The organism is Pseudomonas sp. AC016 (assembly GCF_979253365.1).
In genome coordinates this window covers 2,983,406-3,004,992 of the sequence record NZ_CEEDCC010000001.1, presented here as the reverse complement: position 1 = coordinate 3,004,992, position 21,587 = coordinate 2,983,406, and the positions used below count along the sequence as shown (strand labels likewise).

The 21,587-nt window shown below is 60.2% G+C and carries 23 protein-coding genes and 1 other RNA gene; 13 read left to right on the top strand and 11 right to left on the bottom strand.

The window, feature by feature from the left end:
- Position 1 precedes the first annotated feature (1 nt).
- Complete coding sequence (gene glpT, locus AC0IXS_RS13600) at positions 2 to 1,351, bottom strand: glycerol-3-phosphate transporter (protein WP_320470643.1); 1,350 nt, start codon at positions 1,349 to 1,351, stop codon at positions 2 to 4.
- Between the two features lie 273 nt (positions 1,352 to 1,624).
- Here glpT and AC0IXS_RS13595 point away from each other — a divergent pair, with 273 nt between their 5' ends.
- Both AC0IXS_RS13595 and AC0IXS_RS13590 read left to right on the top strand, forming a co-directional pair.
- A complete protein-coding gene (locus tag AC0IXS_RS13595) occupies positions 1,625 to 2,317 on the top strand; it encodes an energy transducer TonB (protein ID WP_471824878.1) in 693 nt (230 codons plus the stop codon).
- Positions 2,318 to 2,959, top strand: coding sequence for an energy transducer TonB (locus AC0IXS_RS13590; RefSeq protein ID WP_471824876.1), 642 nt, complete (start codon positions 2,318 to 2,320; stop codon positions 2,957 to 2,959).
- 357 nt (positions 2,960 to 3,316) lie between these two features.
- Here the strand turns inward: AC0IXS_RS13590 and AC0IXS_RS13585 are convergent, their stop codons facing one another.
- The gene (locus AC0IXS_RS13585) at positions 3,317 to 4,294 is read right to left on the bottom strand and encodes an NADPH:quinone oxidoreductase family protein (RefSeq protein ID WP_057409972.1); all 978 of its coding nucleotides are present in this window, start codon (positions 4,292 to 4,294) and stop codon (positions 3,317 to 3,319) included.
- Between the two features lie 142 nt (positions 4,295 to 4,436).
- Between AC0IXS_RS13585 and AC0IXS_RS13580 the strand changes: the two genes are divergently transcribed.
- Positions 4,437 to 4,841, top strand: a complete 405-nt coding sequence (locus tag AC0IXS_RS13580; protein WP_025996713.1) for a flagellar basal body-associated protein FliL — start codon at positions 4,437 to 4,439, stop codon at positions 4,839 to 4,841.
- 6 nt (positions 4,842 to 4,847) lie between these two features.
- Here AC0IXS_RS13580 and AC0IXS_RS13575 read toward each other — a convergent pair whose 3' ends face one another.
- The gene (locus AC0IXS_RS13575; protein WP_057409971.1) at positions 4,848 to 5,297 is read right to left on the bottom strand and encodes an EVE domain-containing protein; all 450 of its coding nucleotides are present in this window, start codon (positions 5,295 to 5,297) and stop codon (positions 4,848 to 4,850) included.
- A 183-nt stretch (positions 5,298 to 5,480) separates the two neighbouring features.
- On the opposite strand from AC0IXS_RS13575, the gene AC0IXS_RS13570 reads away from it, so the two are divergent.
- Positions 5,481 to 5,633 carry a hypothetical protein gene (locus AC0IXS_RS13570; protein ID WP_032633160.1) on the top strand — a complete coding sequence of 51 codons (153 nt, stop codon included), beginning with the start codon at positions 5,481 to 5,483 and terminating at the stop codon, positions 5,631 to 5,633.
- A 66-nt stretch (positions 5,634 to 5,699) separates the two neighbouring features.
- On the opposite strand, the gene AC0IXS_RS13565 is transcribed toward AC0IXS_RS13570, so the two are convergent.
- The 4 genes from AC0IXS_RS13565 to AC0IXS_RS13550 all read right to left on the bottom strand — a co-directional run bounded on the left by AC0IXS_RS13565 (position 5,700) and on the right by AC0IXS_RS13550 (position 7,159).
- Complete coding sequence (locus AC0IXS_RS13565) at positions 5,700 to 6,311, bottom strand: 5-formyltetrahydrofolate cyclo-ligase (protein WP_004886795.1); 612 nt, start codon at positions 6,309 to 6,311, stop codon at positions 5,700 to 5,702.
- A 103-nt stretch (positions 6,312 to 6,414) separates the two neighbouring features.
- Positions 6,415 to 6,593, bottom strand: a non-coding RNA gene (gene ssrS / locus AC0IXS_RS13560) — 6S RNA.
- A 30-nt stretch (positions 6,594 to 6,623) separates the two neighbouring features.
- Positions 6,624 to 6,953 (bottom strand): cell division protein ZapA, encoded by a 330-nt coding sequence (locus AC0IXS_RS13555; RefSeq protein ID WP_004886792.1) that lies wholly within the window; start codon positions 6,951 to 6,953, stop codon positions 6,624 to 6,626.
- Complete coding sequence (locus AC0IXS_RS13550; protein ID WP_004886787.1) at positions 6,950 to 7,159, bottom strand: TIGR02449 family protein; 210 nt, start codon at positions 7,157 to 7,159, stop codon at positions 6,950 to 6,952. The genes AC0IXS_RS13555 and AC0IXS_RS13550 overlap by 4 nt, the downstream gene beginning before the upstream one ends.
- Before the next feature lie 149 nt (positions 7,160 to 7,308).
- Between AC0IXS_RS13550 and AC0IXS_RS13545 the strand changes: the two genes are divergently transcribed.
- From AC0IXS_RS13545 to gcvH, 8 genes are all read left to right on the top strand, one after another.
- Entirely contained in the window at positions 7,309 to 7,863 is a 555-nt protein-coding gene (locus AC0IXS_RS13545) for a YecA/YgfB family protein (RefSeq protein WP_004886783.1), read from the top strand.
- A 71-nt stretch (positions 7,864 to 7,934) separates the two neighbouring features.
- On the top strand, positions 7,935 to 9,269 hold the full coding sequence (gene pepP, locus AC0IXS_RS13540; protein ID WP_057409970.1) for a Xaa-Pro aminopeptidase: 1,335 nt from the start codon (positions 7,935 to 7,937) through the stop codon (positions 9,267 to 9,269).
- Positions 9,266 to 10,453, top strand: coding sequence for a 2-octaprenyl-6-methoxyphenyl hydroxylase (gene ubiH, locus AC0IXS_RS13535; protein WP_471824872.1), 1,188 nt, complete (start codon positions 9,266 to 9,268; stop codon positions 10,451 to 10,453). Before pepP ends, ubiH begins: the two co-directional genes overlap by 4 nt.
- A 49-nt stretch (positions 10,454 to 10,502) precedes the next feature.
- The gene (locus AC0IXS_RS13530; protein WP_471824870.1) at positions 10,503 to 11,723 is read left to right on the top strand and encodes a 2-octaprenyl-3-methyl-6-methoxy-1,4-benzoquinol hydroxylase; all 1,221 of its coding nucleotides are present in this window, start codon (positions 10,503 to 10,505) and stop codon (positions 11,721 to 11,723) included.
- Positions 11,724 to 12,153: 430 nt separating this feature from the next.
- Positions 12,154 to 13,155 carry an extracellular solute-binding protein gene (locus AC0IXS_RS13525; RefSeq protein ID WP_122690956.1) on the top strand — a complete coding sequence of 334 codons (1,002 nt, stop codon included), beginning with the start codon at positions 12,154 to 12,156 and terminating at the stop codon, positions 13,153 to 13,155.
- A gap of 246 nt (positions 13,156 to 13,401) precedes the next feature.
- Positions 13,402 to 15,018, top strand: a complete 1,617-nt coding sequence (locus AC0IXS_RS13520) for an ABC transporter permease (RefSeq protein WP_449121911.1) — start codon at positions 13,402 to 13,404, stop codon at positions 15,016 to 15,018.
- A gap of 154 nt (positions 15,019 to 15,172) precedes the next feature.
- Positions 15,173 to 16,255, top strand: a complete 1,083-nt coding sequence (gene gcvT / locus AC0IXS_RS13515) for a glycine cleavage system aminomethyltransferase GcvT (protein WP_320470647.1) — start codon at positions 15,173 to 15,175, stop codon at positions 16,253 to 16,255.
- Between the two features lie 47 nt (positions 16,256 to 16,302).
- The gene (gene gcvH, locus AC0IXS_RS13510; RefSeq protein WP_025996705.1) at positions 16,303 to 16,689 is read left to right on the top strand and encodes a glycine cleavage system protein GcvH; all 387 of its coding nucleotides are present in this window, start codon (positions 16,303 to 16,305) and stop codon (positions 16,687 to 16,689) included.
- 52 nt (positions 16,690 to 16,741) lie between these two features.
- Here gcvH and AC0IXS_RS13505 read toward each other — a convergent pair whose 3' ends face one another.
- From AC0IXS_RS13505 to AC0IXS_RS13495, 3 genes are all read right to left on the bottom strand, one after another.
- Positions 16,742 to 17,062, bottom strand: a complete 321-nt coding sequence (locus AC0IXS_RS13505) for a DUF2388 domain-containing protein (protein WP_004880598.1) — start codon at positions 17,060 to 17,062, stop codon at positions 16,742 to 16,744.
- A gap of 141 nt (positions 17,063 to 17,203) precedes the next feature.
- A complete protein-coding gene (gene tfpB / locus AC0IXS_RS13500; RefSeq protein WP_025996704.1) occupies positions 17,204 to 18,988 on the bottom strand; it encodes a type IV pilus assembly ATPase TfpB in 1,785 nt (594 codons plus the stop codon).
- 110 nt (positions 18,989 to 19,098) lie between these two features.
- Entirely contained in the window at positions 19,099 to 19,446 is a 348-nt protein-coding gene (locus AC0IXS_RS13495; protein WP_320470648.1) for a hypothetical protein, read from the bottom strand.
- A gap of 127 nt (positions 19,447 to 19,573) precedes the next feature.
- Between AC0IXS_RS13495 and AC0IXS_RS13490 the strand changes: the two genes are divergently transcribed.
- Positions 19,574 to 20,041, top strand: a complete 468-nt coding sequence (locus tag AC0IXS_RS13490) for an Lrp/AsnC family transcriptional regulator (RefSeq protein ID WP_069142707.1) — start codon at positions 19,574 to 19,576, stop codon at positions 20,039 to 20,041.
- A 165-nt stretch (positions 20,042 to 20,206) separates the two neighbouring features.
- Here the strand turns inward: AC0IXS_RS13490 and AC0IXS_RS13485 are convergent, their stop codons facing one another.
- A complete protein-coding gene (locus AC0IXS_RS13485; RefSeq protein ID WP_122667926.1) occupies positions 20,207 to 21,574 on the bottom strand; it encodes a CYTH domain-containing protein in 1,368 nt (455 codons plus the stop codon).
- Between the last annotated feature and the right edge of the window lie 13 nt (positions 21,575 to 21,587).

Sequence of the window (21,587 nt, the reverse complement as noted above, 5' to 3'; positions counted from 1 at the left end):
ATCAGGCCTTGGCTTCACGCGAGCTGCTGGCGACCTGTTTGTGGCGCAGCGTCGGGGCCAGGAACACCATGGCCAGAATGCACGCGCCGATCAACAGCACGAAGCCGCCGTCCCAGCCGAAATGGTCCACGGTGTAGCCCATCGCCGCGCTCGCTGCGACCGAGCCGCCCAGATAACCAAACAGACCGGTAAAGCCTGCCGCCGTCCCTGCCGCCTTCTTGGGTGCCAGTTCCAGCGCCTGCAGACCGATCAGCATCACCGGGCCGTAGATCAGGAAACCGATGGACACCAGCGCGATCATGTCGACCGTCGGGTTGCCTTCCGGATTCAGCCAGTACACCAGCGTGGCGATGGTCACCAGGAACATGAACACCATGCCGGTCAGGCCGCGATTGCCCTTGAAGATCTTGTCCGACATCCAGCCGCACAGCAGCGTGCCCGGAATACCGGCCCACTCGTACAGGAAATAGGCCCACGAGGTCTTGTCGACGGTGAAGTGCTTGGCTTCCTTGAGGTAGGTCGGTGCCCAGTCCAGCACGCCGTAGCGCAGCAGATAGACGAACACGTTGGCCATCGCGATGTACCAGAGGAATTTGTTGCGCAGCACGTATTTGACGAAGATTTCCTTGGCGCTGAATTCTTCTTCATGGCTGGCATCGTAGCCTTCCGGATAATCGTTCTTGTAGTGCTCGATAGGCGGCAGGCCCACCGACTGTGGCGTGTCGCGCATCGTCGCAAACGCAAACACGGCAACCAGCAAAGCCACAGCAGCCGGGACGTAGAATGCCGCGTGCCAGTCATTGGTCCAGCCCATGCCCAGCAGGAACAGCGGACCGATCAGGCCGCCACCGACGTTGTGCGCCACGTTCCACACCGACACCACACCGCCACGTTCTTTCTGCGACCACCAGTGCACCATCGTCCGCCCGCTCGGCGGCCAGCCCATGCCTTGTGCCCAGCCGTTGATGAACAGCAGCACGAACATGATCGTGACACTGGACGTCGCCCACGGAGCGAAACCGAAGATGAACATGATCCCGGCCGACACTAACAGACCGAAGGGCAGGAAATAACGTGGGTTGGATCGGTCGGAGATGATCCCCATCAAGAACTTCGACAGACCGTAGGCAATCGCAATCGCCGACATCGCCACGCCCAACTGACCACGCGTGTAACCCTCATCGATCAAATAAGGCATCGCCAGCGAGAAGTTCTTGCGCAGCAGGTAGTAACCCGCATAACCAATGAAAATACCCGCGAAGATCTGCCAGCGCAGGCGGCGGTACGTGCTGTCGACTTTTTCTTCGGGAAGGGGTGCCTTGTGCCTGGCAGGGCGGAAAAACGCAAACATAGAGACTCTCCGGGTTCTTATTTTTTTGCGAAAGCGAATATTACATTTTCGTTACAGAAAAAAGCAGTGCCTTTTGACTGAAAAACGGCGGGAAATGGGAGGTTACGCATGTTGTTTTGTGAACGTCAGAGAGGTTTAACGATTCAGTAACCGAATAGGACAGGTCCTACGGCCGTATAAGAAATCGTGTCCTTATATGTTTATAGAGGCCCCTTCTAGTATCGCGACATGGATGCCATGCAGGCAGTTACGTCGCGATGAGCAGGGGTTTTAATGAAGTGGATTGTGGTTATTCTGGTGGTTTCAATGGCGTTGATGGCGCTGCCGATTTACGCAGCAGAAGCGTTTCTGGTGCCGATGTACACGCCCCAGCCAGCGTTTCCCGTCGAACTGGTGAAAGCCCGCTACGCCGGAAAGGTGCGTGCTCAACTGATTATCAAGTCCGACGGCTCAGTGCATGAAGCAAAGGCGATTGAAAGTGGGCATCCGCTCATGACGTCGTCTGTCGAGCAAACGCTCAGGCAATGGCGCTATAAACCCTGGATCGGCACCGTCGGTGCGCCTCCGTTCACCAGCATCACCGTGCCGGTGATTTTTGGTTCCCACGGGTACCGACGTTTCAATACCGAGGTCAGTGTAGGGTTGGGCGACATTCGCTGCGGCTACCTCAATCACGAAGTGCAGTCCGTCCGACAGGACTCCCCCGACGAATCATTGAGCAAAGTTGATGTGTTCTGGTACACCGGCCAAGTGCTGTTCAGTGGCCATGTTGCGCATCGCCATACAGAGCACGAGCGCAAGGCGTTGCTTGAACAGCTGAGTGATTCGATCCCGATGATTGTCAGCCACTGTGAACACAGTCCTGATCACCGCTACGGCGACTACCTGCCTGCATCGATCAAGGCGGTGTTGGTCGGGACGGCTGAGCCGGGCTTCACCGTTGGGCTGACGCAGGAGGCTCGCTGAATGAGGCTCAAACTCCACGCGGCGTGGTTGCTGCTTAGTCTGGCCAGCGTCGCATACGGTCTGCCTTCCTATCCCGTCCCGCGTTATATGCCTGATATTGAATACCCGCGCAGCCTGCGCCTTTCAGCAGTGACCGGTGTCGATGTCAGCGTACGGGTATTCATCAAGGCCAACGGAGAAGTCCGGTTCCTTGAGGTCCTGAACACCACCGACCCAGCCATCATTGCTGCCGCCAAACACGTCGTTGAGCAGTGGCGCTTCGAGGCGTGGGAGCCTCCCGCTTCCCATCCCGAAGGCGAAAACGTGACCGTGACCTATCAGTTCGCTGAAGCGGCGCCTTCTCGTCCTCCGCTGGACGAAAACGCTGATCTCAGGAAGGTGATGTGCAGTCAGATCAATCGTGAGTCAAGGCAGAAAGACTCGCTTGGAACGCATGCGCCTTACGAGCTGGACGTGTTTCTCAGGACTGAGCGTTACCTGTCCAGCGGCCCCGTCGTACAACTGTTTCTGTCTCTGGACGAACGCGATGCGTTGGTGCGCGATTTGCTTCAGGCGGTTCCGACGGTAATCGCGAGTTGTCGGGATAATCCTGGGCGGCGATATGTGGACTATTTGCCGGAGCGTGTTCGGCAGTCATTTTAAAGGAAGCTGCTGGAGCGTGACGCCAGTTCGGACGACGAAATCTCGACCTGGCGTCTACGGCTGTCAGTTAGTCAAATACGTTCATTTTGCCTACGGCTTCAAAATGCTCAGCATTGGACACGCCCTGAGCACTCAGTGCGTTTGAGCATTCTACAACGGCAAACTCAATGGCATTTTTGAGTGCGTTCAGGGCAACACCTATTTCCTTTGTTGCCTCAGGCCCCAGCATCGCTTCCGCTGTACGTACTGATTCTGATGCCAGCCCTAGGGCTTCCTTGGGTAAAACACTTAGATTTAGTACCTGATAAATATAGTTATTATTTAACGTGCGCTGGGCTAGCTCACGTAATTAAGCTTTTAACTGAGCGAAACCACCACCTTCCCCACAGCCCGCCTTCCCCCCAACGCATCAATCGCCTCACCAGCCCGCTCCAGCGGATACACCTGCGACACCAGCGGCTTCAACTTCCCTTCCTCAAACCACGCAAACAACTGCTTGAAGTTTTCGGCGTTATCCTGCGGCTGGCGCTGTGCAAAGGAACCCCAGAACACCCCCACGACCGAAGCGCCTTTGAGCAAGGCCAGGTTGACGGGCAGTTCGGGGATGCGGCCGCTGGCGAAGCCGACGACCAGCAGGCGGCCGTTCCAGGCGATTGCGCGGATGGCCTGGTCGAAGAGGTCGCCGCCGACCGGGTCGTAGATCACGTCGGCGCCGTTGCCGTTGGTAAGGCGTTTGATTTCATCCTTGAGGCTGGTGTCGGTGTAGTTGATGAGTTCGTCGGCGCCTGCGTTTCTGGCGACTTCGAGTTTCTCTGCCGAGCTTGCCGCGGCGATGACGCGCGCACCCAGGGCCTTGCCGATTTCTACCGCAGCCAGGCCGACGCCACCGGAGGCACCGAGCACCAGCAGGGTTTCGCCGGGCTGCAGGTTGGCGCGTTGTTTGAGGGCGTGCATCGAGGTGCCGTAGGTCATGCTGAAGGCGGCGGCTATGGTGAAGTCCATGCTTGCGGGAATGGGCAGCACGTTGTAGTTGGGTACGGCGACCTGCTCGGCGAAGCTGCCCCAGCCGGTGAGGGCCATGACGCGGTCGCCGGTTTTCAAGTGAGTGACCTTCTCCCCGACCGCCGAGATCACGCCGGCTGCTTCGCCGCCCGGTGAAAAGGGGAAGGGCGGCTTGAACTGGTATTTACCTTCTATGATGAGGGTGTCTGGAAAGTTGACCCCGGCGGCACGAACATCGAGCAGGATTTCGTTCTTCTTGACGTCAGGAGCGGGGATGTCTTCGAGCACCAGCGTGCTGGCGGGGCCGAAGGCTTTGCACAAGAGGGCTTTCATCGGGGCTATTCCTTTTCCAGAGATGGCCGATAAAGTCAGTTAAGCGGGTGTGCGGGTCAATGAGCATGACTCGGCCTGATAAGTACACATAAGCTATATCGGCTGTATAAGCTATGCGGCAAACCGAATGAAGGAGTGGACTGTGAAAGCGTGGATTCTGATGTTGCTGGCCTTGTCGTTGCCCGTCATGGCGCAGGAAGAAGCCAAGGAAGAAGGTCCGCCCAAGGCGGCCTATGTTTCCCTGACACCACCGTTCGTGGGCAATTACGCGCTGGATGGCGGCCCGAAGCTGCGCGTCTACAAGGCTGACATCGCCCTGCGTGTTACCGGTGCCGACGCTGAAGCGGCTGTGAAGCGCAACGATGCGTTGATCCGCAATCAGTTGGTGTCGCTGTTCACGCAGCAGACCGTGGACAGCATGAGCAGCGCCGAAGCGAAGGAAAACATTCGTCAGGAAGCGCTCAAGCAGGTCCAGCGCGTCATGAATGATGAAGAGGGCAAGCCGGTCGTTGAAGACCTGCTCTTCAACAACTTCATCGTCCAGTAAGCCTGATCAGCGCAACGCCAGAATCGCCGCCCATTGTTCGGCGGTGACCGGCATGACTGAAAGTCGGCTACCCTTCTGCACCAGAGGCAGTTGTTCCAGCTGACTTTGCTGTTTCAGGTAGCCGAGGCTCAGGACTTTGCCGAAGTGTTCCACGAACTCCACGTCGATGGCGCTCCATGGATTCTTTTCAGGCGTGGCTTTGGCGTCGTGGTAATGACTATCAGGGTCCAGCGCGGCAGGGTCGGGGTAAGCGGCTTCAGTGATCTTCGCGATCCCCGCGATGCCTGGCTCGGGACAGCTGGAATGGTAGAAAAAGAACTCATCACCAACCGCCATGGACCTGATGAAGTTGCGCGCCTGATAGTTGCGTACGCCATCCCAGCGGGCCTTGCCCAAGCGCTTCAGATCGCTGATCGAGAGCTCGTCGGGCTCGGACTTCATCAGCCAATAGGCCATTGCGGTTGCTCCTCAAGTAATAAGTTCATGTGGGTTTTATGACAAACCGACAGTCGGTTGGCGCCAGCATTTGCGTACTGGTTCACGTTATCGCAGAATGCCGCCCTTTAAGCACCACGCTGCTGCACGGCTCGTAGAAAACCGCTGCTGACACCGTATTGATTTGCCTAAGGAGGGCAGTCAATGAAACGCAAGCCTGATTTACTCTGGATTCTGGTCGTATTGTTTGGCTTGGGTGTCGTGACAACCGGTTATGCGCAGAGCCTGTGGACAAGCAAGGAAGACATGCCTGTCGAGATTACCCAGCAACAGCAGAAAGTGCCCGGTCGGCACTGATTCTCCCCCTCGATACGCCCCGTCTCGCTCTGACCGCTACACGCCTTCGCCACGAAGCCTGACCGGTCAGAGTGCCTGAGCCAGATACCAGCGCTTGTCCGATACCGTACCTTGCAACGGGACATCCCAGCTGGCCTGCGCCAATCGCTCCACCTTCTGACATTCATGCGCCAGCCCGAGCAGCACCGGCTTGCGCCATGTGCTTCTGCGCGCCCGGTACGCCAGGCTGCGGTCATAGAAGCCGCCTCCCATGCCCAGGCGTCCGCCTTCGTCATCGAACCCCACCAGCGGCATCAGCACCAGATCGAGTGCCCAGATCCTGCGCTGCTTTGCGCGATTGATACGCGGCTCGGGGATGCGAAAGCGGTTGGGTTTGAATTTCTCGCCGGGTCGCACGCGCTGAAAGACCATGCGGGTTCTTGGCCAGGCATTGAGAACCGGCAGGTACGTCGCCTTGCCGCGCCGCTGTGCTGCACGCAGCAACAGGCGGGGATCGATCTCGCCATCCATGGGCAGGTACAGCGAGACATGTCGGGCGCGTCGGAACAAGGGATGCTGCGCCAGTTGCCGATAGAGGCCGCGGGCGGCTTCACGTTGCTGGCTGCGGGTCAGGGATCGACGGGCCTTGCGCAGTTGGCGGCGCAATTGCGGGCGTGAGAGTGAAGGTGCGCTGGTCATGAGCGAGAGGTCATGCAGGCTGATCCGGAAGATTGATCCTTGAGGTGCGTATCAAGGCGGGATCGTCATTGCCAGGCAGTTGGGCTGGCAATGGATTGAATGAGGACTCCCCGACGAACCGCTGTCGGTGTAGCCCTTGAACCCGAAAGTTCAAGGTGGAGATTGCAGGAGGTTTTAAGGCTTTCCGTCGAGCGGACATGCACACCAACCCCAACGTGCAACCCCCGTGGTTGTGCGTATCGGCTCAGGGACATGACCGACTGGCAAGCACTCCAGGGAGCGGCGCAAGTATACAGAAATGCCCCGAAATAATCAGCCCCGTGTTGAATCCGGTGTGCCGGGCGTGTCGGTGGCGAGCACCAGATCGACCTTGTCGAGCAGATCGCGAACCTGTTCACGGGTCGAGCCGCTGGCCTGTACGTCAGGCAGATCCTGCTTGTGCAGCAGGTCGTGAGTGATATTCAGAGCGGCCATTACTGCGATGCGGTCGGCACCGATGACTTTGCCGCTGCTACGGATTTCACGCATCTTTCCATCCAGGTAGCGGGCAGCGCTGACCAGATTGGTGCGCTCTTCCTGAGGGCAGATGATGGAATATTCCTTGTCGAGGATCTGAACGGTCACGCTGTTGCCATTACTCATGAGTCTTGCTCCAAAGCTTTGAGGCGCGAAATCATTGACTCGACCTTCTGCCGGGCGATTTCGTTCTTTTCAATGAGGTGGGCGCGTTCCTCGCGCCAGGACTTTTCCTGAGCTAATAGGAGTGCGTTTTGGGATTTAAGTTGCTCGGCGTGCCTGAGCAGCAGCTCCACTCGTTTCATCAGCGCTTGCAGGTCGGTGTCTTCCATTGTTTTCCACTGAGTACTTTCTGATGAATGGCAGGGGTGTCGTGTTCACGCTCAAGCCCAAACCGTCGCGTTGATGATCTTGGCGCGCGGATAGTCTAGGATACAAGGCCTTCATTCTAGACATTGCGCCGTTTGGCGACTAGCTACCCATGCCCATTCAGAATTCTCCGTACAAAGCATTCGCCACCCTGCTCAACGGCAGTGGCCATCCGGTTTCTCCCGCTGAACTTCATGGCCTGCTGCTGGGCCGCAGCTGCGCGGGCGCAGGCTTCGACAACGAAGGCTGGTTTGCCGACGCCTCTGTGCTGCTCGAAACCGAGCCGGAAGACAACGTCCGCCAGGCGCTGATCGGCCTGCAGGAAATGGTCAAGGGCGAGCTCACCAGCGACGACATGACCGTCGTGCTGTTGCTGCCGGGCGACGACGAGCCGTTGGCCGACCGTGCTGCGGCGCTGGGTCAGTGGTGCCAGGGCTTCCTGTCGGGCTTCGGTCTGGCAGCGGGTGACAAGGTGCTGAGCATCGAGGCAACCGAAGTTCTGCAGGATCTGGCCGCCATCGCACAGGTTCAAGACGCGCTGGAAGAGTCCGAGGACGGCGAAACCGATTACATGGAAGTCATGGAATACCTGCGTGTTGCGCCGCTGCTGCTGTTCACCGAGTGCAACAAGCCCGCCACGCCGGAACCCAAGCCTTCCCTGCACTGATTGCCCATCATTGCGTATCGGTTGATGCCCAAGGCTTCGACCGATGCGCGCCATCAGGACATACGTTGCCGATGATCCATATACCCAAGGCCGAATACGCCCGCCGACGCAAAGCCCTGATGGCCCAGATGGAGCCCAACAGCATTGCGATTCTGCCGGCTGCGGCTGTGGCGATTCGCAATCGTGATGTCGAGCACGTCTATCGTCAGGACAGCGATTTCCAGTACCTGAGCGGATTTCCCGAACCGGAAGCCGTGGTCGTGCTGATTCCGGGTCGTGAGTATGGCGAGTACGTGCTGTTCTGCCGTGAACGCAATGCCGAGCGCGAGCTGTGGGAAGGTCTGCGTGCCGGGCAGGAAGGCGCGATTCGTGATTTCGGCGCGGACGATGCGTTTCCGATCAGCGATATCGACGACATCCTGCCAGGGCTGATCGAAGGCCGAGACCGGGTGTACTCGGCGATGGGCAGCAACCCTGAGTTCGATCGTCATCTGATGGAGTGGATCAACGTGATCCGCTCCAAGGCGCACCTGGGCGCACAGCCGCCCAACGAATTTGTCGCGCTGGATCATCTGCTGCATGACATGCGCCTGTACAAGTCGGCCGCCGAGATCAAGGTGATGCGCAGTGCCGCGCAGATTTCTGCGCGTGCTCACGTGCGAGCCATGCAGGCCTGCCGGGCCGGGCTGCATGAGTTCAGCCTTGAAGCCGAGCTGGATTACGAATTCCGCAAGGGCGGCGCGAAGATGCCCGCCTACGGTTCTATCGTCGCCTCGGGCCGCAACGCCTGCATCCTGCATTACCAGCAGAACGACGCGGCCCTCAAGGACGGCGATCTGGTGCTGATCGACGCCGGTTGCGAAATCGACTGTTACGCCAGCGACATCACGCGCACTTTTCCGGTCAGTGGCACGTTCTCGACGGAACAGAAGGCCATCTACGAACTGGTGCTCAAATCCCAGTACGCGGCCTTCGAGGCCATCGGTCCGGGCAAGCACTGGAACCAGGCGCATGAAGCGACGGTCCAGGTAATTACCGCCGGGCTTGTCGAGCTGGGTCTGTTGCAGGGCGACGTGAACCGGTTGATTGAAGACGAAGCCTACAAGGCGTTCTACATGCACCGGGCCGGACACTGGCTGGGCATGGACGTGCACGATGTGGGCGAATACAAGGTCGGCGGAGAATGGCGCGTGCTGGAAGTCGGCATGGCGCTGACCGTGGAACCCGGCATTTACGTGTCTCCTGACAATCTGAATGTCGCAAAGAAATGGCGAGGTATCGGCGTGCGTATCGAGGACGACGTGGTGGTAACCAAGAAAGGCTGTGAAGTGCTTTCCGGCGACGTGCCCAAGACAGTGGCCGAGATCGAAGCACTGATGGCCGCCTCACGGGTTCAGGCAGCATGAGCCGTTTCAACATAGCCATCGTCGGTGGCGGACTGGTCGGCGCGAGCCTTGCGCTTGCATTGCAGGCAGGCGCCAGGGCACGTGGCTGGAAGATTGTTCTGATCGAACCGTTCGCGCCGGGCGAAACGTATCAGCCCAGCTATGACGCCCGCTCCTCGGCGCTGTCGTTTGGGGCGCGTCGTATTTATGAGCATCTTGGCGTCTGGCAGCAGATCTCGCGCCGGGCCGAGCCGATTCTGCAGATTCAGGTGTCCGACCGTGGCCGCTTCGGCGCGACGCGTCTGTCGGCCATCGAGGAAGGCGTGCCTGCACTCGGTTACGTGGTTGAAAACGCTTGGCTGGGGCAGTGCCTGTGGGCCGGGCTGGACCGTGACGTCGTCAGCTGGCGCGTGCCCGCCGAGGTGCGCAGCATGCAGCCGCTGGCGGACGGTTATCGCCTGACGCTGGCCGACGAAACCGAACTGGAATGCGACCTCGCTGTGCTGGCTGACGGCGGCCGCTCCAGTCTGCGCGAGCAATTGGGCATCGGTGTACGGCAGACGCCCTACGATCAGAGCGCGTTGATCGCCAACATCACACCGAGCGAAGCTCACTGCGGTCATGCGTTCGAACGCTTTACCGATGACGGCCCGATGGCCCTGCTGCCATTGCCGGACAATCGTTGCGCATTGGTCTGGACGCGTCGTGGCAATGACACCCAGCGTCTCGCCGAGCTGGACGACCGCAGTTTTCTGGAAGAGCTGCAGGGCGTGTTCGGCTACCGCCTTGGCACCTTGCGTCAGGTCGGCGCGCGGCATGTGTATCCGCTGGCGCTGGTGGAAGCCGAAGAGCAGGTGCGCTCGCATCTGGTGATTCTCGGCAACGCCGCGCACAGCCTGCACCCGATTGCCGGGCAGGGTTTCAACCTGTCGTTGCGCGATGCCGATGCGCTCGCTGAGACGCTGCTCGACAGCGACGCGGCGCTGGGTGATCTGGCTACGCTGCAGATCTACCGCGAACGTCAACGTGCCGATCAGCAATTGACCGTGGGTTTCAGTGACAAGGTGACGCGCCTGTTCGGCAGCACGCAGTCGGCGGTGACCACAGGTCGCAACCTTGGTCTGCTGGGGCTGGATCTGCTGCCCACCGCCAAGCGCTGGTTTGCCCGTCAGGCGATGGGTCTGGGGACACGAACCGATGTCTGAGCCAGGCACTTTCAACACGGCTGCGGCCGCAAGCGGGAACGGTGTGAACATGGAAACGCGTGCAGATGTGCTGATCGTCGGTGCCGGCATGGTCGGCAGCGCCCTTGCGCTGGCCCTTCAAGGCAGTGGCCTGGACGTCATCGTGGTCGATGGCGGAGCAATGAGCGTCAAGCCGTTCGACGCGGACTCCACGTTCGAGCCGCGGGTCAGTGCCCTGTCGGCGGCCAGTCAGCGGATTCTGCAGCGCCTCGATGTGTGGGAAGGCATCGCCGGACGGCGCGTCAGCCCCTACAGCCACATGCATGTGTGGGACGGCAGCGGCACCGGGCAGATCCACTTCTCTGCCTCCAGCGTGCACGCCGATGTGCTCGGTCACATCGTCGAAAACCGTGTGGTTCAGGACGCACTGCTCGACCGCCTGCATGACAGCGATATCGGTCTGCTGGCCAACGCACGGCTGGAGCAGATGCGCTATTCCGGCGATGACTGGCTGCTGACCCTGTCTGACGGCCACAAGCTACGCGCTCCCCTGGTCGTGGCTGCAGATGGCGCGAACTCCGCCGTGCGCCGTTTGACCGGCACGCCGACCCGCGAATGGGATTACCTGCACAACGCAATCGTGACCAGCGTGCGCACGGCCGAACCGAACAGAAAGACCGCCTGGCAGCGTTTCACCGACGAAGGGCCGCTGGCATTTCTGCCGCTCAATCGCGAAGGCGAGCATTGGAGCTCGATTGTCTGGTCGGTGACGCCGGCCGAGTCCGAGCGGCTGATGGCGGTAGACGATGAAGTGTTCTGCAAGGAGCTTGAACAGGCATTTGAGGAGCGTTTGGGGCAGGTGCTGGCGGTTGATGCACGTTTGTGCGTCCCACTGCGTCAGCGCCACGCCAAACGCTACGTCGCCAAAGGCCTTGCCCTGATCGGCGACGCGGCGCACACCATTCACCCGCTGGCCGGGCAGGGCGTGAACCTCGGTTTTCTCGACGCCGCCGTGCTGGCCGAAGTGCTGACTCATGCAGCCGCACGTGGCGAGTTGCTGTCGGACGTGCGCGTGCTGGGTCGCTACGAGCGCCGCCGCATGCCGCACAACCTGGCGCTGATGGCCGCGATGGAAGGCTTTGAGCGTCTGTTTCAGGCCGATCCACTGCCACTGCGCTGGCTACGCAACACCGGGCTCAAGGTGGTCAACAAGCTGCCGGAAGCCAAGGCACTGTTCGTCCGCGAGGCGCTGGGATTGTCGGGGGATTTGCCGGAGCTGGCGAGGTTGTAAGGTCTTGGCGGATCGCTCCCGCTCCATCGCTCATCGTTATACACAAGTCCGTCTCGATACTGATCGTGCCCATCGCTCCGCGTGGGTATGCCTCCCGTGACGCTCCGCGTCACAAATGGCACAGGCTGGGGATTCAGTAAGCCGAGCGCATGACGTGGATAACGCTGGAGCTTGGGCACACATCTGCGCCACATTCGAGAGCGGACGCGGAGCGTCCTGGGAGGCATTCCCACGCAGAGCGTAGGAACGATCATCATCGTATTCCTCCAGGAGGACTTGTGTATAACGACGAGCACGGAACATGGGCACGATCAGTCTTCCAAACGCGTTCTGTCTGCAACATCCAGTAACGCCTCCAGCGCCTCTTCGATTGAGATAGCAAATGGGATTCACTACCATTTCGCCTCATTTGCGAACGCGAGATACCTTCATGCAGGCAAGCAAGCGTCTTCTGGCTGCTCTGACACTGACTCTGCTGGGCGGCACCGCTCAGGCAGCCGACGAAGTGGTGGTGTATTCCTCCCGCATCGACGAGCTGATCAAACCGGTGTTCGATGCCTACACCGCCAAGACGGGCGTGAAGATCAAGTTCATCACCGACAAGGAAGCGCCGCTGATGCAGCGCATCAAGGCCGAGGGTGAGAACGCGACCGCCGACCTGCTGCTCACCGTCGATGCAGGCAACCTCTGGCAGGCCGAGCAGATGGGCATCCTCCAGCCGTTCACTTCTCCGGTCATCGAGGCCAACATTCCGCCGCAATATCGCTCGTCCACCCATGGATGGACCGGCTTGAGTCTGCGGGCGCGGACCATTGCCTACTCGACGGACCGTGTGAAGCCCGCTGAACTGACGACCTACGAAGCGCTTGCCGACAAGAACTGGGAAGGCCGTCTGTGCCTGCGCACGGCCAAGAAGGTCTACAACCAGTCGCTGACCGCCACGCTGATCGAGACCCACGGTGCCGAAGCGTCCGAGAAGATTCTCAAGGGCTGGGTCAACAACCTTTCCACCGACGTGTTCTCCGACGACATCGCCGTGCTTGAAGCAATCAATGCCGGGCAGTGCGACGTGGGTATCGTCAACACCTACTACTACGGCCGTCTGCACAAGCAGAACCCGGATCTGGCAGTGAAGCTGTTCTGGCCGAACCAGGCCGACCGTGGCGTGCACGTCAACCTGTCGGGTATTGGTCTGACCCAATACGCGCCACACCCGGACGCCGCCAAGGCGCTGGTTGAATGGATGACCGGCCCTGAGGCGCAGAAGATCTTCTCCAGCGTGAACCAGGAATTCCCGGCCAACCCTAAAGTGGCGCCGTCCGATGAAGTGGCGAGCTGGGGCGAGTTCAAGGCCGATACCATTCCTGTCGAGGTGGCGGGCAAGCGTCAGGCAGAAGCCATTCGCATGATGGATCGCGCGGGCTGGAATTGATTTAATACGCGACCTCTGATCGTTCACTCCGCGTGGTAATGCCGCTCAGGACGCTCCGCGTCCGCTCTCGAATGTGACGCGGAGCGTGGGCACGATCACTAAAAATTGCACTGTGGGAGGCGGCTTGCCGGCGATGGCGTCAGTCCAGTCGCTGATATGGCGCTTCGGGAAACGCATCGCCGGCAAGCCGCCTCCCACAGGGTTAAGCATTCAATCAGCTCTAGCGCTTTAGTCATCGAGAACCCCTTGGCCCATCCTGTCCAACGCCGCTGGTATCCACTGGTCTTTGCCATCGCCGCGCTGGTGCTGTTGCCGCTGAGCGTGTTGCTGCTTTCCTGGCAAAGCATCGATCAGCAGATCTGGTCACACCTGCTCGACACCCAGATGCCTCGTCTGTTGGGTAACACCTTGATTCTGGTCGTTGGCGTCGGTGTGGGTGTGACGTTGCTGGGTGTGAGCCTGGCGTGGCTGACCAGTCTGTGCGAGTTTCCGGGACGGCGCTGGCTCGACTGGGCGTTGATGCTGCCTTTTGCGATTCCGGCCTATGTGCTCGCCTTCGTCTTCGTCGGTCTGCTGGACTTTTCCGGCCCGGTGCAGACGCTGATGCGCGAATGGTTTGGCAGCGGCCTGCGGCTGCCCCGGGTGCGCTCCACGGGCGGGGTGATCATCGTTCTGGTGCTGGTGTTCTATCCCTACGTCTACCTGCTGGCACGCACGGCGTTTCTGGCGCAGGGCAAAGGCCTGATGGAGGCGGCCCGTGTGCTTGGACAATCGCCGTTTCAGGCCTTCTGGCGCGTGGCCCTGCCGATGGCACGCCCGGCCATTGGTGCGGGTGTGGCGCTCGCGCTGATGGAAACACTGGCGGATTTCGGAGCCGTGTCAGTGTTCAACTTCGACACCTTCACCACCGCCATCTACAAGACCTGGTACGGGTTCTTCAGCCTTTCCAGCGCGGCGCAGCTGGCCAGCCTGCTGTTGTTGGTGGTGCTGATCCTGCTGTATGGCGAACGTCGTGCGAGAGGCGCGAGCCGTGCGACCAACGAGCGCCCGCGAGGCAAGGCGCTTTATCACCTGCGCGGTCTCAAGGCACTGGCTGCGACGTTCTGGTGTGGGCTGGTGTTTCTCTGCGCGTTTGTCGTGCCTGTGCTGCAACTGGTGGTCTGGGTCTGGCAGCGGGGCCGCTTCGATCTGGACGAACGGTACATCGGTCTGATCCTGCATACCCTGTATCTGGGCGGCATGGCTGCGTTGATTACGGTCAGCGCCGCGCTGGTGCTGGCTTTCGCACGCCGCATGGCGCCCACACCTGCGATCCGTTCGGGCGTGAGCCTGGCCAATCTCGGCTACGCGTTGCCGGGGTCGGTGCTGGCGGTGTCGATCATGCTGGCGTTCAGTTACCTGGACCGCGAACTGGTCATCCCTCTGTCGGGCTGGCTTGGCGGGGCGGGCAAGCCACTGCTGCTGGGCAGTCTGTCTGCGTTGCTGCTGGCGTATCTGGTGCGTTTCATGGCTGTGGCCTTCGGTCCACTGGAAAACAGTCTCTCGCGTATCCGTCCTTCGCTGCCTGAAGCAGCACGCAGTCTGGGTGTCAGTGGACCGAAGTTGTTTCTCAACGTGTATCTGCCATTGCTGGTTCCCGGCGCGCTGAGTGCTGCACTGCTGGTGTTCGTTGACGTGCTCAAGGAAATGCCGGCAACCCTTCTGATGCGCCCCTTTGGCTGGGATACGCTGGCCGTGCGCATTTTCGAGATGACCAGTGAGGGCGAGTGGGCGCGCGCTGCATTGCCCGCCCTGACGCTGGTGCTGGTCGGCCTGTTGCCCGTCATCGGGCTGATTCGCCGCTCTGCCCGTCAGATTAGCTAGGTGCGGGGCCATCACCTTGCGGCTACAATGCGCCGCAATTGGTGCGGTCTGTCAGACAATTCGACACGCTTTATTGGTTGCAAACCCCGACTTAGCGGGGGGCTTGCCGTGATGTGTCTGCCCGCACCTTCGCCACGCCCGGAAGGAGAAACCCATGGGACAGCGTACCCCACTCTTTGACCTGCACCTCGCGCTCGGCGCGAAGATGGTCGATTTTGGTGGCTGGGACATGCCGTTGCATTACGGATCGCAGGTCGAGGAACACCATCAGGTGCGTCGCGACTGTGGGGTCTTCGATGTCTCGCATATGAACGTGATCGATGTGCGTGGCAGTCAGGCCAAGGCCTGGCTGCGTTACCTGCTGGCCAATGACGTCGACAGGCTCAAGACGCAGGGTCGGGCCCTGTACAGCGCCATGCTGGACAATCATGGCGGCATCATCGATGACATGATCGTCTACCTCACGACCAGCGGTTATCGGCTGGTCGTCAATGCGGCGACCGGCGCCAAGGACTTCGCCTGGATGCAGTCCCGGCTGGAGGGGTTCGACGTACAACTGGTCGAGCGCAGCGAGATGGCCATGCTGGCGATTCAGGGTCCGCAGGCCCGAAACAGAATCGCCGAGCTGGTCTCCAGTGCCCGTGCCGATCTGATTCGCCAGCTCAAACCTTTCGAAGGCCATGACAACGCTGACTGGTTCATCGCCCGCACCGGCTACACCGGCGAAGACGGACTGGAAATCATGTTGCCTGCCGAGCAGGCTCCGGGTTTCTTCAATGATCTGGTCGGTGCCGGTATTTCCCCGATTGGCCTGGGCGCGCGCGATACCCTTCGCCTCGAGGCTGGCATGAACCTGTACGGTCAGGATATCGACGAAAACGCTTCGCCGCTGGTGTCGAACATGGCCTGGAGCATTGCGTGGGAGCCGGCCGAACGTGATTTTATCGGACGTCAGGCGCTTGAGGCCGAGCGAGCCGCAGGCATCGCCTCCAAGCTGGTCGGACTGGTGCTTGAAGAGCGCGGTGTGTTGCGCGCCCGGCAGGTGGTACGCATCGCAGAAATTGGCGAAGGTGAGATAACCAGTGGTAGTTTCTCTCCTACGCTAAGCAAGTCGATTGCTCTGGCACGCGTTCCGATGGCCACCGCTGACCGCGCCGAGGTCGAAATCCGCGGCAAGTGGTACCCGGTGAGGGTCGTGCAGCCAGCGTTTGTGCGTCATGGCAAAGCCCTGATCTAACCTAATCTGGCGGGTTTTCCGCTGACCCCGATGTTGAGGATGACTAAATGAGCAATATTCCCGCCGAACTGCGTTTCGCCGAAAGCCATGAATGGGCGCATCTGGAAGCTGATGGCACCGTAACAGTCGGTATTTCGGATCACGCACAGGAAGCGTTGGGCGATGTCGTTTTCGTCGAGTTGCCGGAAATCGGCAAAACCTTCGCTGCCGGTGATGCTGCAGGCGTCGTCGAGTCGGTCAAGGCCGCCTCCGATATCTACTCGCCGGTTGCAGGCGAAGTGATCGCTGTGAATGAATCGCTGGGCGACTCGCCTGAGAGCTTGAATGGCGAGCCTTACAACGCCTGGATCTTCAAGCTCAAGCCGGTCGATGCGACAGGCGATCTGGCCAAGCTGCTGGATGCTGACGGATACAAGAGCGCCATTGGCGAGTAAACACCGGACAAAAAAATGCCGCTCAATCGAGCGGCATTTTTTATGAGGGCAATTACTGGTTTTCGGCAACCAGATTCTTGTCCAGAATCGCGTTGGCCAGTTCCATGTCGGTAGCCTTCAGACCCGGATTGTCCTGACGAACCTGCTGGATGGCAGCTTCCAGAAACGGGCCACGGATACCGCCGTCGCTGGCAACGAAGCTGCCTGCGTCGTCCTGAGCGGCAACGATCAGCTTGTGATCCTTGAAAGTCAGGTAAGTCGAGCCAGTGGTGGCACCCGAGGAAATCACGTTACGCCAAAAGGTGTCAGCCATCGCTGAACCCATCGGGATGGAAAGCAAGGCAACGGTGGCGACAGCAAACTTGAGACGCATGGTGAGGTACTCCAACTGTGGTTGTTCTGACGGGTTGGATAGCCAAAGTCACGTACTAGTTCAATCAATGTGTACCAGCTTGTTCACTTTAGCCGCCGCGTGCCCTGCCAGTTCCGTCCCAGGCGTCGCGGCTTCACGCTTTCAGCGCTGTTCGCTTTGTGGCGTCACGCGCAGCACCTCTTCAAGCGTAGTCAATCCGGCAGACACTTTCTGGGCACCGGACAGACGCAGGCTGCGCGTGCCTTCCTTGAAGGCCTGCCTGCGCATGGCCGTGAGGTCCAGGTCCGCGCTGATCAGTGACTTCACCGCATCCGACATCACCATGATCTCGTACACCCCCGCACGGCCTCTGTAGCCGGTATCCCGGCATTCCACGCAACCCACGGCCTGATGCGCGCCGGACGGCACCGGCGCCTGCCAGGGGCGTGTCAGGGTCTGCCAGTCGGTCTCGTTCAGGTTGATCGGCGCCTTGCAGTGCGGGCACAGGGTGCGCACCAGACGCTGGGCCATGACACCCAGGATCGTCGCCTTGAGCAAATAGTGTGGCACGCCGAGCTCCAGCATCCGGCTGATGGCGCTGGGCGCGTCGTTGGTGTGCAGGGTCGACAGCACCAGGTGACCGGTCAGCGCTGCCTGAATTGCCATTTCGGCAGTTTCCAGGTCGCGAATCTCGCCGATCATGATGATATCCGGGTCCTGTCGCATCAGCGCGCGCACGCCGCTGGCGAAATTCAGGTCAATGTTGTGCTGGACCTGCATTTGATTGAACGCCGGCTCCACCATCTCGATCGGGTCTTCGATGGTGCAGAGGTTGACCTCCGAGGTCGCCAGCTTCTTGAGTGTGGTGTACAGCGTCGTGGTCTTGCCGGAACCGGTCGGGCCGGTCACCAGAATGATGCCGTTCGGCTGGCGGGTCATTTCCTGCCAGCGCCGCAGGTCATCGCTTGAGAAGCCCAACTGATCGAAGTCCTTGAGCAGCACCTCGGGGTCGAAGATCCGCATCACCATCTTTTCGCCGAACGCCGTGGGCAGCGTCGACAGACGCAACTCCACCTCGCCACCCTCCGGGGTCGTGGTCTTCACCCGGCCGTCCTGCGGCTTGCGTTTTTCGGCAACGTTCATCCGTCCCAGGCTCTTCAGGCGGCTGACAATCGCCATGACCACCTGCGGCGGAAACTGGTAAACGTTGTGCAGCACCCCGTCGATGCGAAAGCGCACCGTGCCCTGTTCGCGTCGGGGTTCGATGTGGATATCGCTGGCGCGCTGCTGGAATGCGTACTGGAACAGCCAGTCGACGATGTTGACGATGTGCGCGTCGTTGGCATCGGGTTCCTGATCGCTGGCGCCGAGCTTGAGCAGCTGTTCGAAGTTGCCCATGTTGCTGACTTTCTGTTCGGTGGCGCTGGCGCCGCTGACCGATTTCGCCAGCCTGAAGAACTCCACCCCGACGCGCTGGATGTCTATCGGGTTGGCGACCACGCGTTTGATCTGCAGCTTCAGCACGTGCTCCAGATCGGCTTCCCATGCGCGCACATAAGGCTGCGAACTGGCGATGGTCACCGATTCGCGATCAACGGCCACGGCCAGGATCTTGTGGCGCTGGGCGAAGGCGTAAGACATCAGCGGCGTGACGGCCGCGACGTTGATCTTCAGCGGGTCGATGCGCATGTAGGGCTGGCCACAGGCGTTCGCCAGCCAGGCGGTCAGCGTTTCGAGGTCGAGCTTCTTGCCGGGACGTTTCAGGTCATCGAACTGCTGGCTGGCCAGAAAGGCCAGCGGATGCAGCTGAATGTTCGCGGCGCTGCGCCGCTGGGTGACCGCTGTTTCTGCGTCGTCCTGACTGAGCAAGCCTTGGGCGACCAGATCACGGAGTACATCGTTCAGATCGAGCCAGCGATCCTGTGAAGACGGGGCCAGGGATGCCATGCACGCTCCTTGAGGCAGTTCATCATCGGAAGATGAACAAGACTAGCTGCCAAGCGTGCCAGTGTTGGGCCTTCTATGCGACCGGGAATTTCCAAACGGTAGTCATGGACTCAACCAGCAGCCAGCGCGACGAAGGTTTCCGAGGGCTGTAGCGATTCGCTATGTGTCAGTTCGATCGAGAATACATCGATCAGATTGCGCATTTTTTCGCCAATGACGCCTGCCCGGTGCCAGCTCAATCCGTCGACCTGCACGTCGATGGCCAGCAGCCCGTTCTCACGTGTCACCTCGATGTGGCAGGGCGTCAGGTACTGCATCGCGAACAGGTTCAGCACCTGGCACAACAGCGCGGGTTCTGCCTCGGCGAGGATCTGATAGCGCACACAGCAGGTATGGCTGGCGGACGACCAACTGTCGGGGCGGTGTGCAGGGGTGAGAACGGTTTCGAGCGTGGGCATGCCGGTTTCTCCTGTGCGATTGAGAGAAATTCTTGCACGCGCAAAAAGAAATATCTGGTCCATGATGGAATGAATTACGCTTGTTTTGACTTGTTAATGCGTGATTGATGCTTCTGGAGAATTGTTTATGTCTGTCGAGCTGGATGCCTATGATCGCAGGATTCTTGCCCTGCTCCAGGAGGATGCATCGCTGTCCAGCGCGCAGATCGCCGAGCAGGTCGGATTGTCGCAGTCGCCCTGCTGGCGTCGCATTCAGCGGCTCAAGGACGAAGGTGTGATTCGACGGCAGGTCGCTTTGCTGGATCGCAAGAAGATCGGTCTGAACACGCAGATATTCGCCGAGGTGAAACTCAATGCGCACGGGCGCTCCAACTTCACCGAATTCACCGACTCGATTCGCGGGTTTCCTGAGGTGCTGGAGTGCTATGTACTGATGGGGTCAGTGGATTTTCTGCTGCGCATCGTGACGCCCGACATCGAGGCGTACGAGCGGTTTTTCTTCGAGAAACTGTCGCTGGTGCCGGGGATTCAAGAGGTGAATTCGACCGTGGCGTTGTCGGAAATCAAGTCTACGACGAGCTTGCCGTTGCGGTGAGTACGATGCTTTGCATCATCTCACGAGCGGACGCAGAGCGTCCTGAGAGGCATTCCCACGCAGAGCGTGCGGCACGATCAGTGTTGTGGAGATTGATCGTGCCCACGCTCTGCGCGGGCATGCAGCCCGTGACGCTCTGCGTCACAGTCCGCAGCGTGCGCGCTGTTACAAACGCAACAGGGTCTTCCAGGCGCGACCCTGGAACACGGTCAGTGCCTGATGCACGCGAGCGTCCAGCACTTCGTCGCTGATGTCTTGATGAGCCAGTTCTTCCAGTTTTCTCAGCTCGCCATACAGACGATCAAGGTCCGGCAGGTCCAGCGCACCACGTGCCCAGTGCAGCCAGGACTGGATGCGCTCGATGCGGGGCAGCTGTTCGGCCAGATCTTCCGGCTGCTGCTGATACCGACCCAATTGCAGCGAGGTGGCTTCGTCGGCCAGCAAGCGTGGCAGCCAGCTGGCCAGCAGCGCGGCGCCCTGACGGTTGCCACGGTTGTTGCGATCCGTGGTCCAGCTGCGTTCCAGCAACCACCGCGAGGTGTTCAGCGAGAACTCGCCCCAACGGGTGTCCTGCAGCTCTTCAAGGAACTGCTCGTGAGCGGCAGCGCGCACGTCGCCGTCTTCCTGACCGGCCAACACCAGCGGACGCCAGTCTTCCAGCAAGGCGTCCAGCGCCGTACGCAGTTGAGCGGTCGATGCGCGTGGTGCGGCTTGGCCAAGGCTGCTGGTCAGTGCACGCAGTTCGGCGAGCAGTTCGACCCAGTCCTGCAGCAAACGCCAGTGGCCGTTGAAACGGTACTGCTCGGCCAGACGCTGGCTGCTGCCGAGCAGATGCCAGGCCAGTGCCGAGTAAGCGTCATCCAGCGGCGTTTCTGCCGTCAGTTCAGGCGCCGCGAGGCTCAGCGAGTAGCTGCTGGCGTCGAGCAGGCGATAGCCGCGCTCTGCCTTGCTGATGTCGCAGGGCATCAACGGCAGGGTTGCCGCCAGTTCGGCAGCCAGTTCCAGCAACGCAGCAGGCTCGCCTTCACGCAGCTCAAGCTCCAGCTCGCAGATTTCTTCCTTCTGCTTGCCCGCCACCACCTGGCCCAGATCCAGCGCGGCTTCGATCACGACCTTGGCCTTGCCACGGCCCCAGGCGATTTCAGCTTTCTCGCGCACGAAATCGGTGGTGAACAGCGGCTTGATGGTTTTCTTGTCCAGCTCGGCCAGTTGCTCGGGCCAGCAATCGCCTTCCAGCTTCTTGAGGTCCAGCTTGGCCTTGGGCAGGTCCCAGTTGTACTCATTGCGCTCGGACAGACCGGCCACGCTCTGACCACGGGTTTTCATGGTCTGAATGATCTGATCGCCGTCGCGGCGGATGCGCAGGGCAACCTTGGCGTGGGCCAGCTCACGCTCGGGCGTATCGAAATACTGGTTCGACAGCTCGAGGCGCTCCCAGCCACTTTTGTTGCGCTTCTTGAGCAACGGGTGTTCACGCAGTGCAGCGAGGGTCTCGCGGCTGACGCGGAGTTTGATTTCTGTTTCTTTTTGCATGGCCGGGGGAATC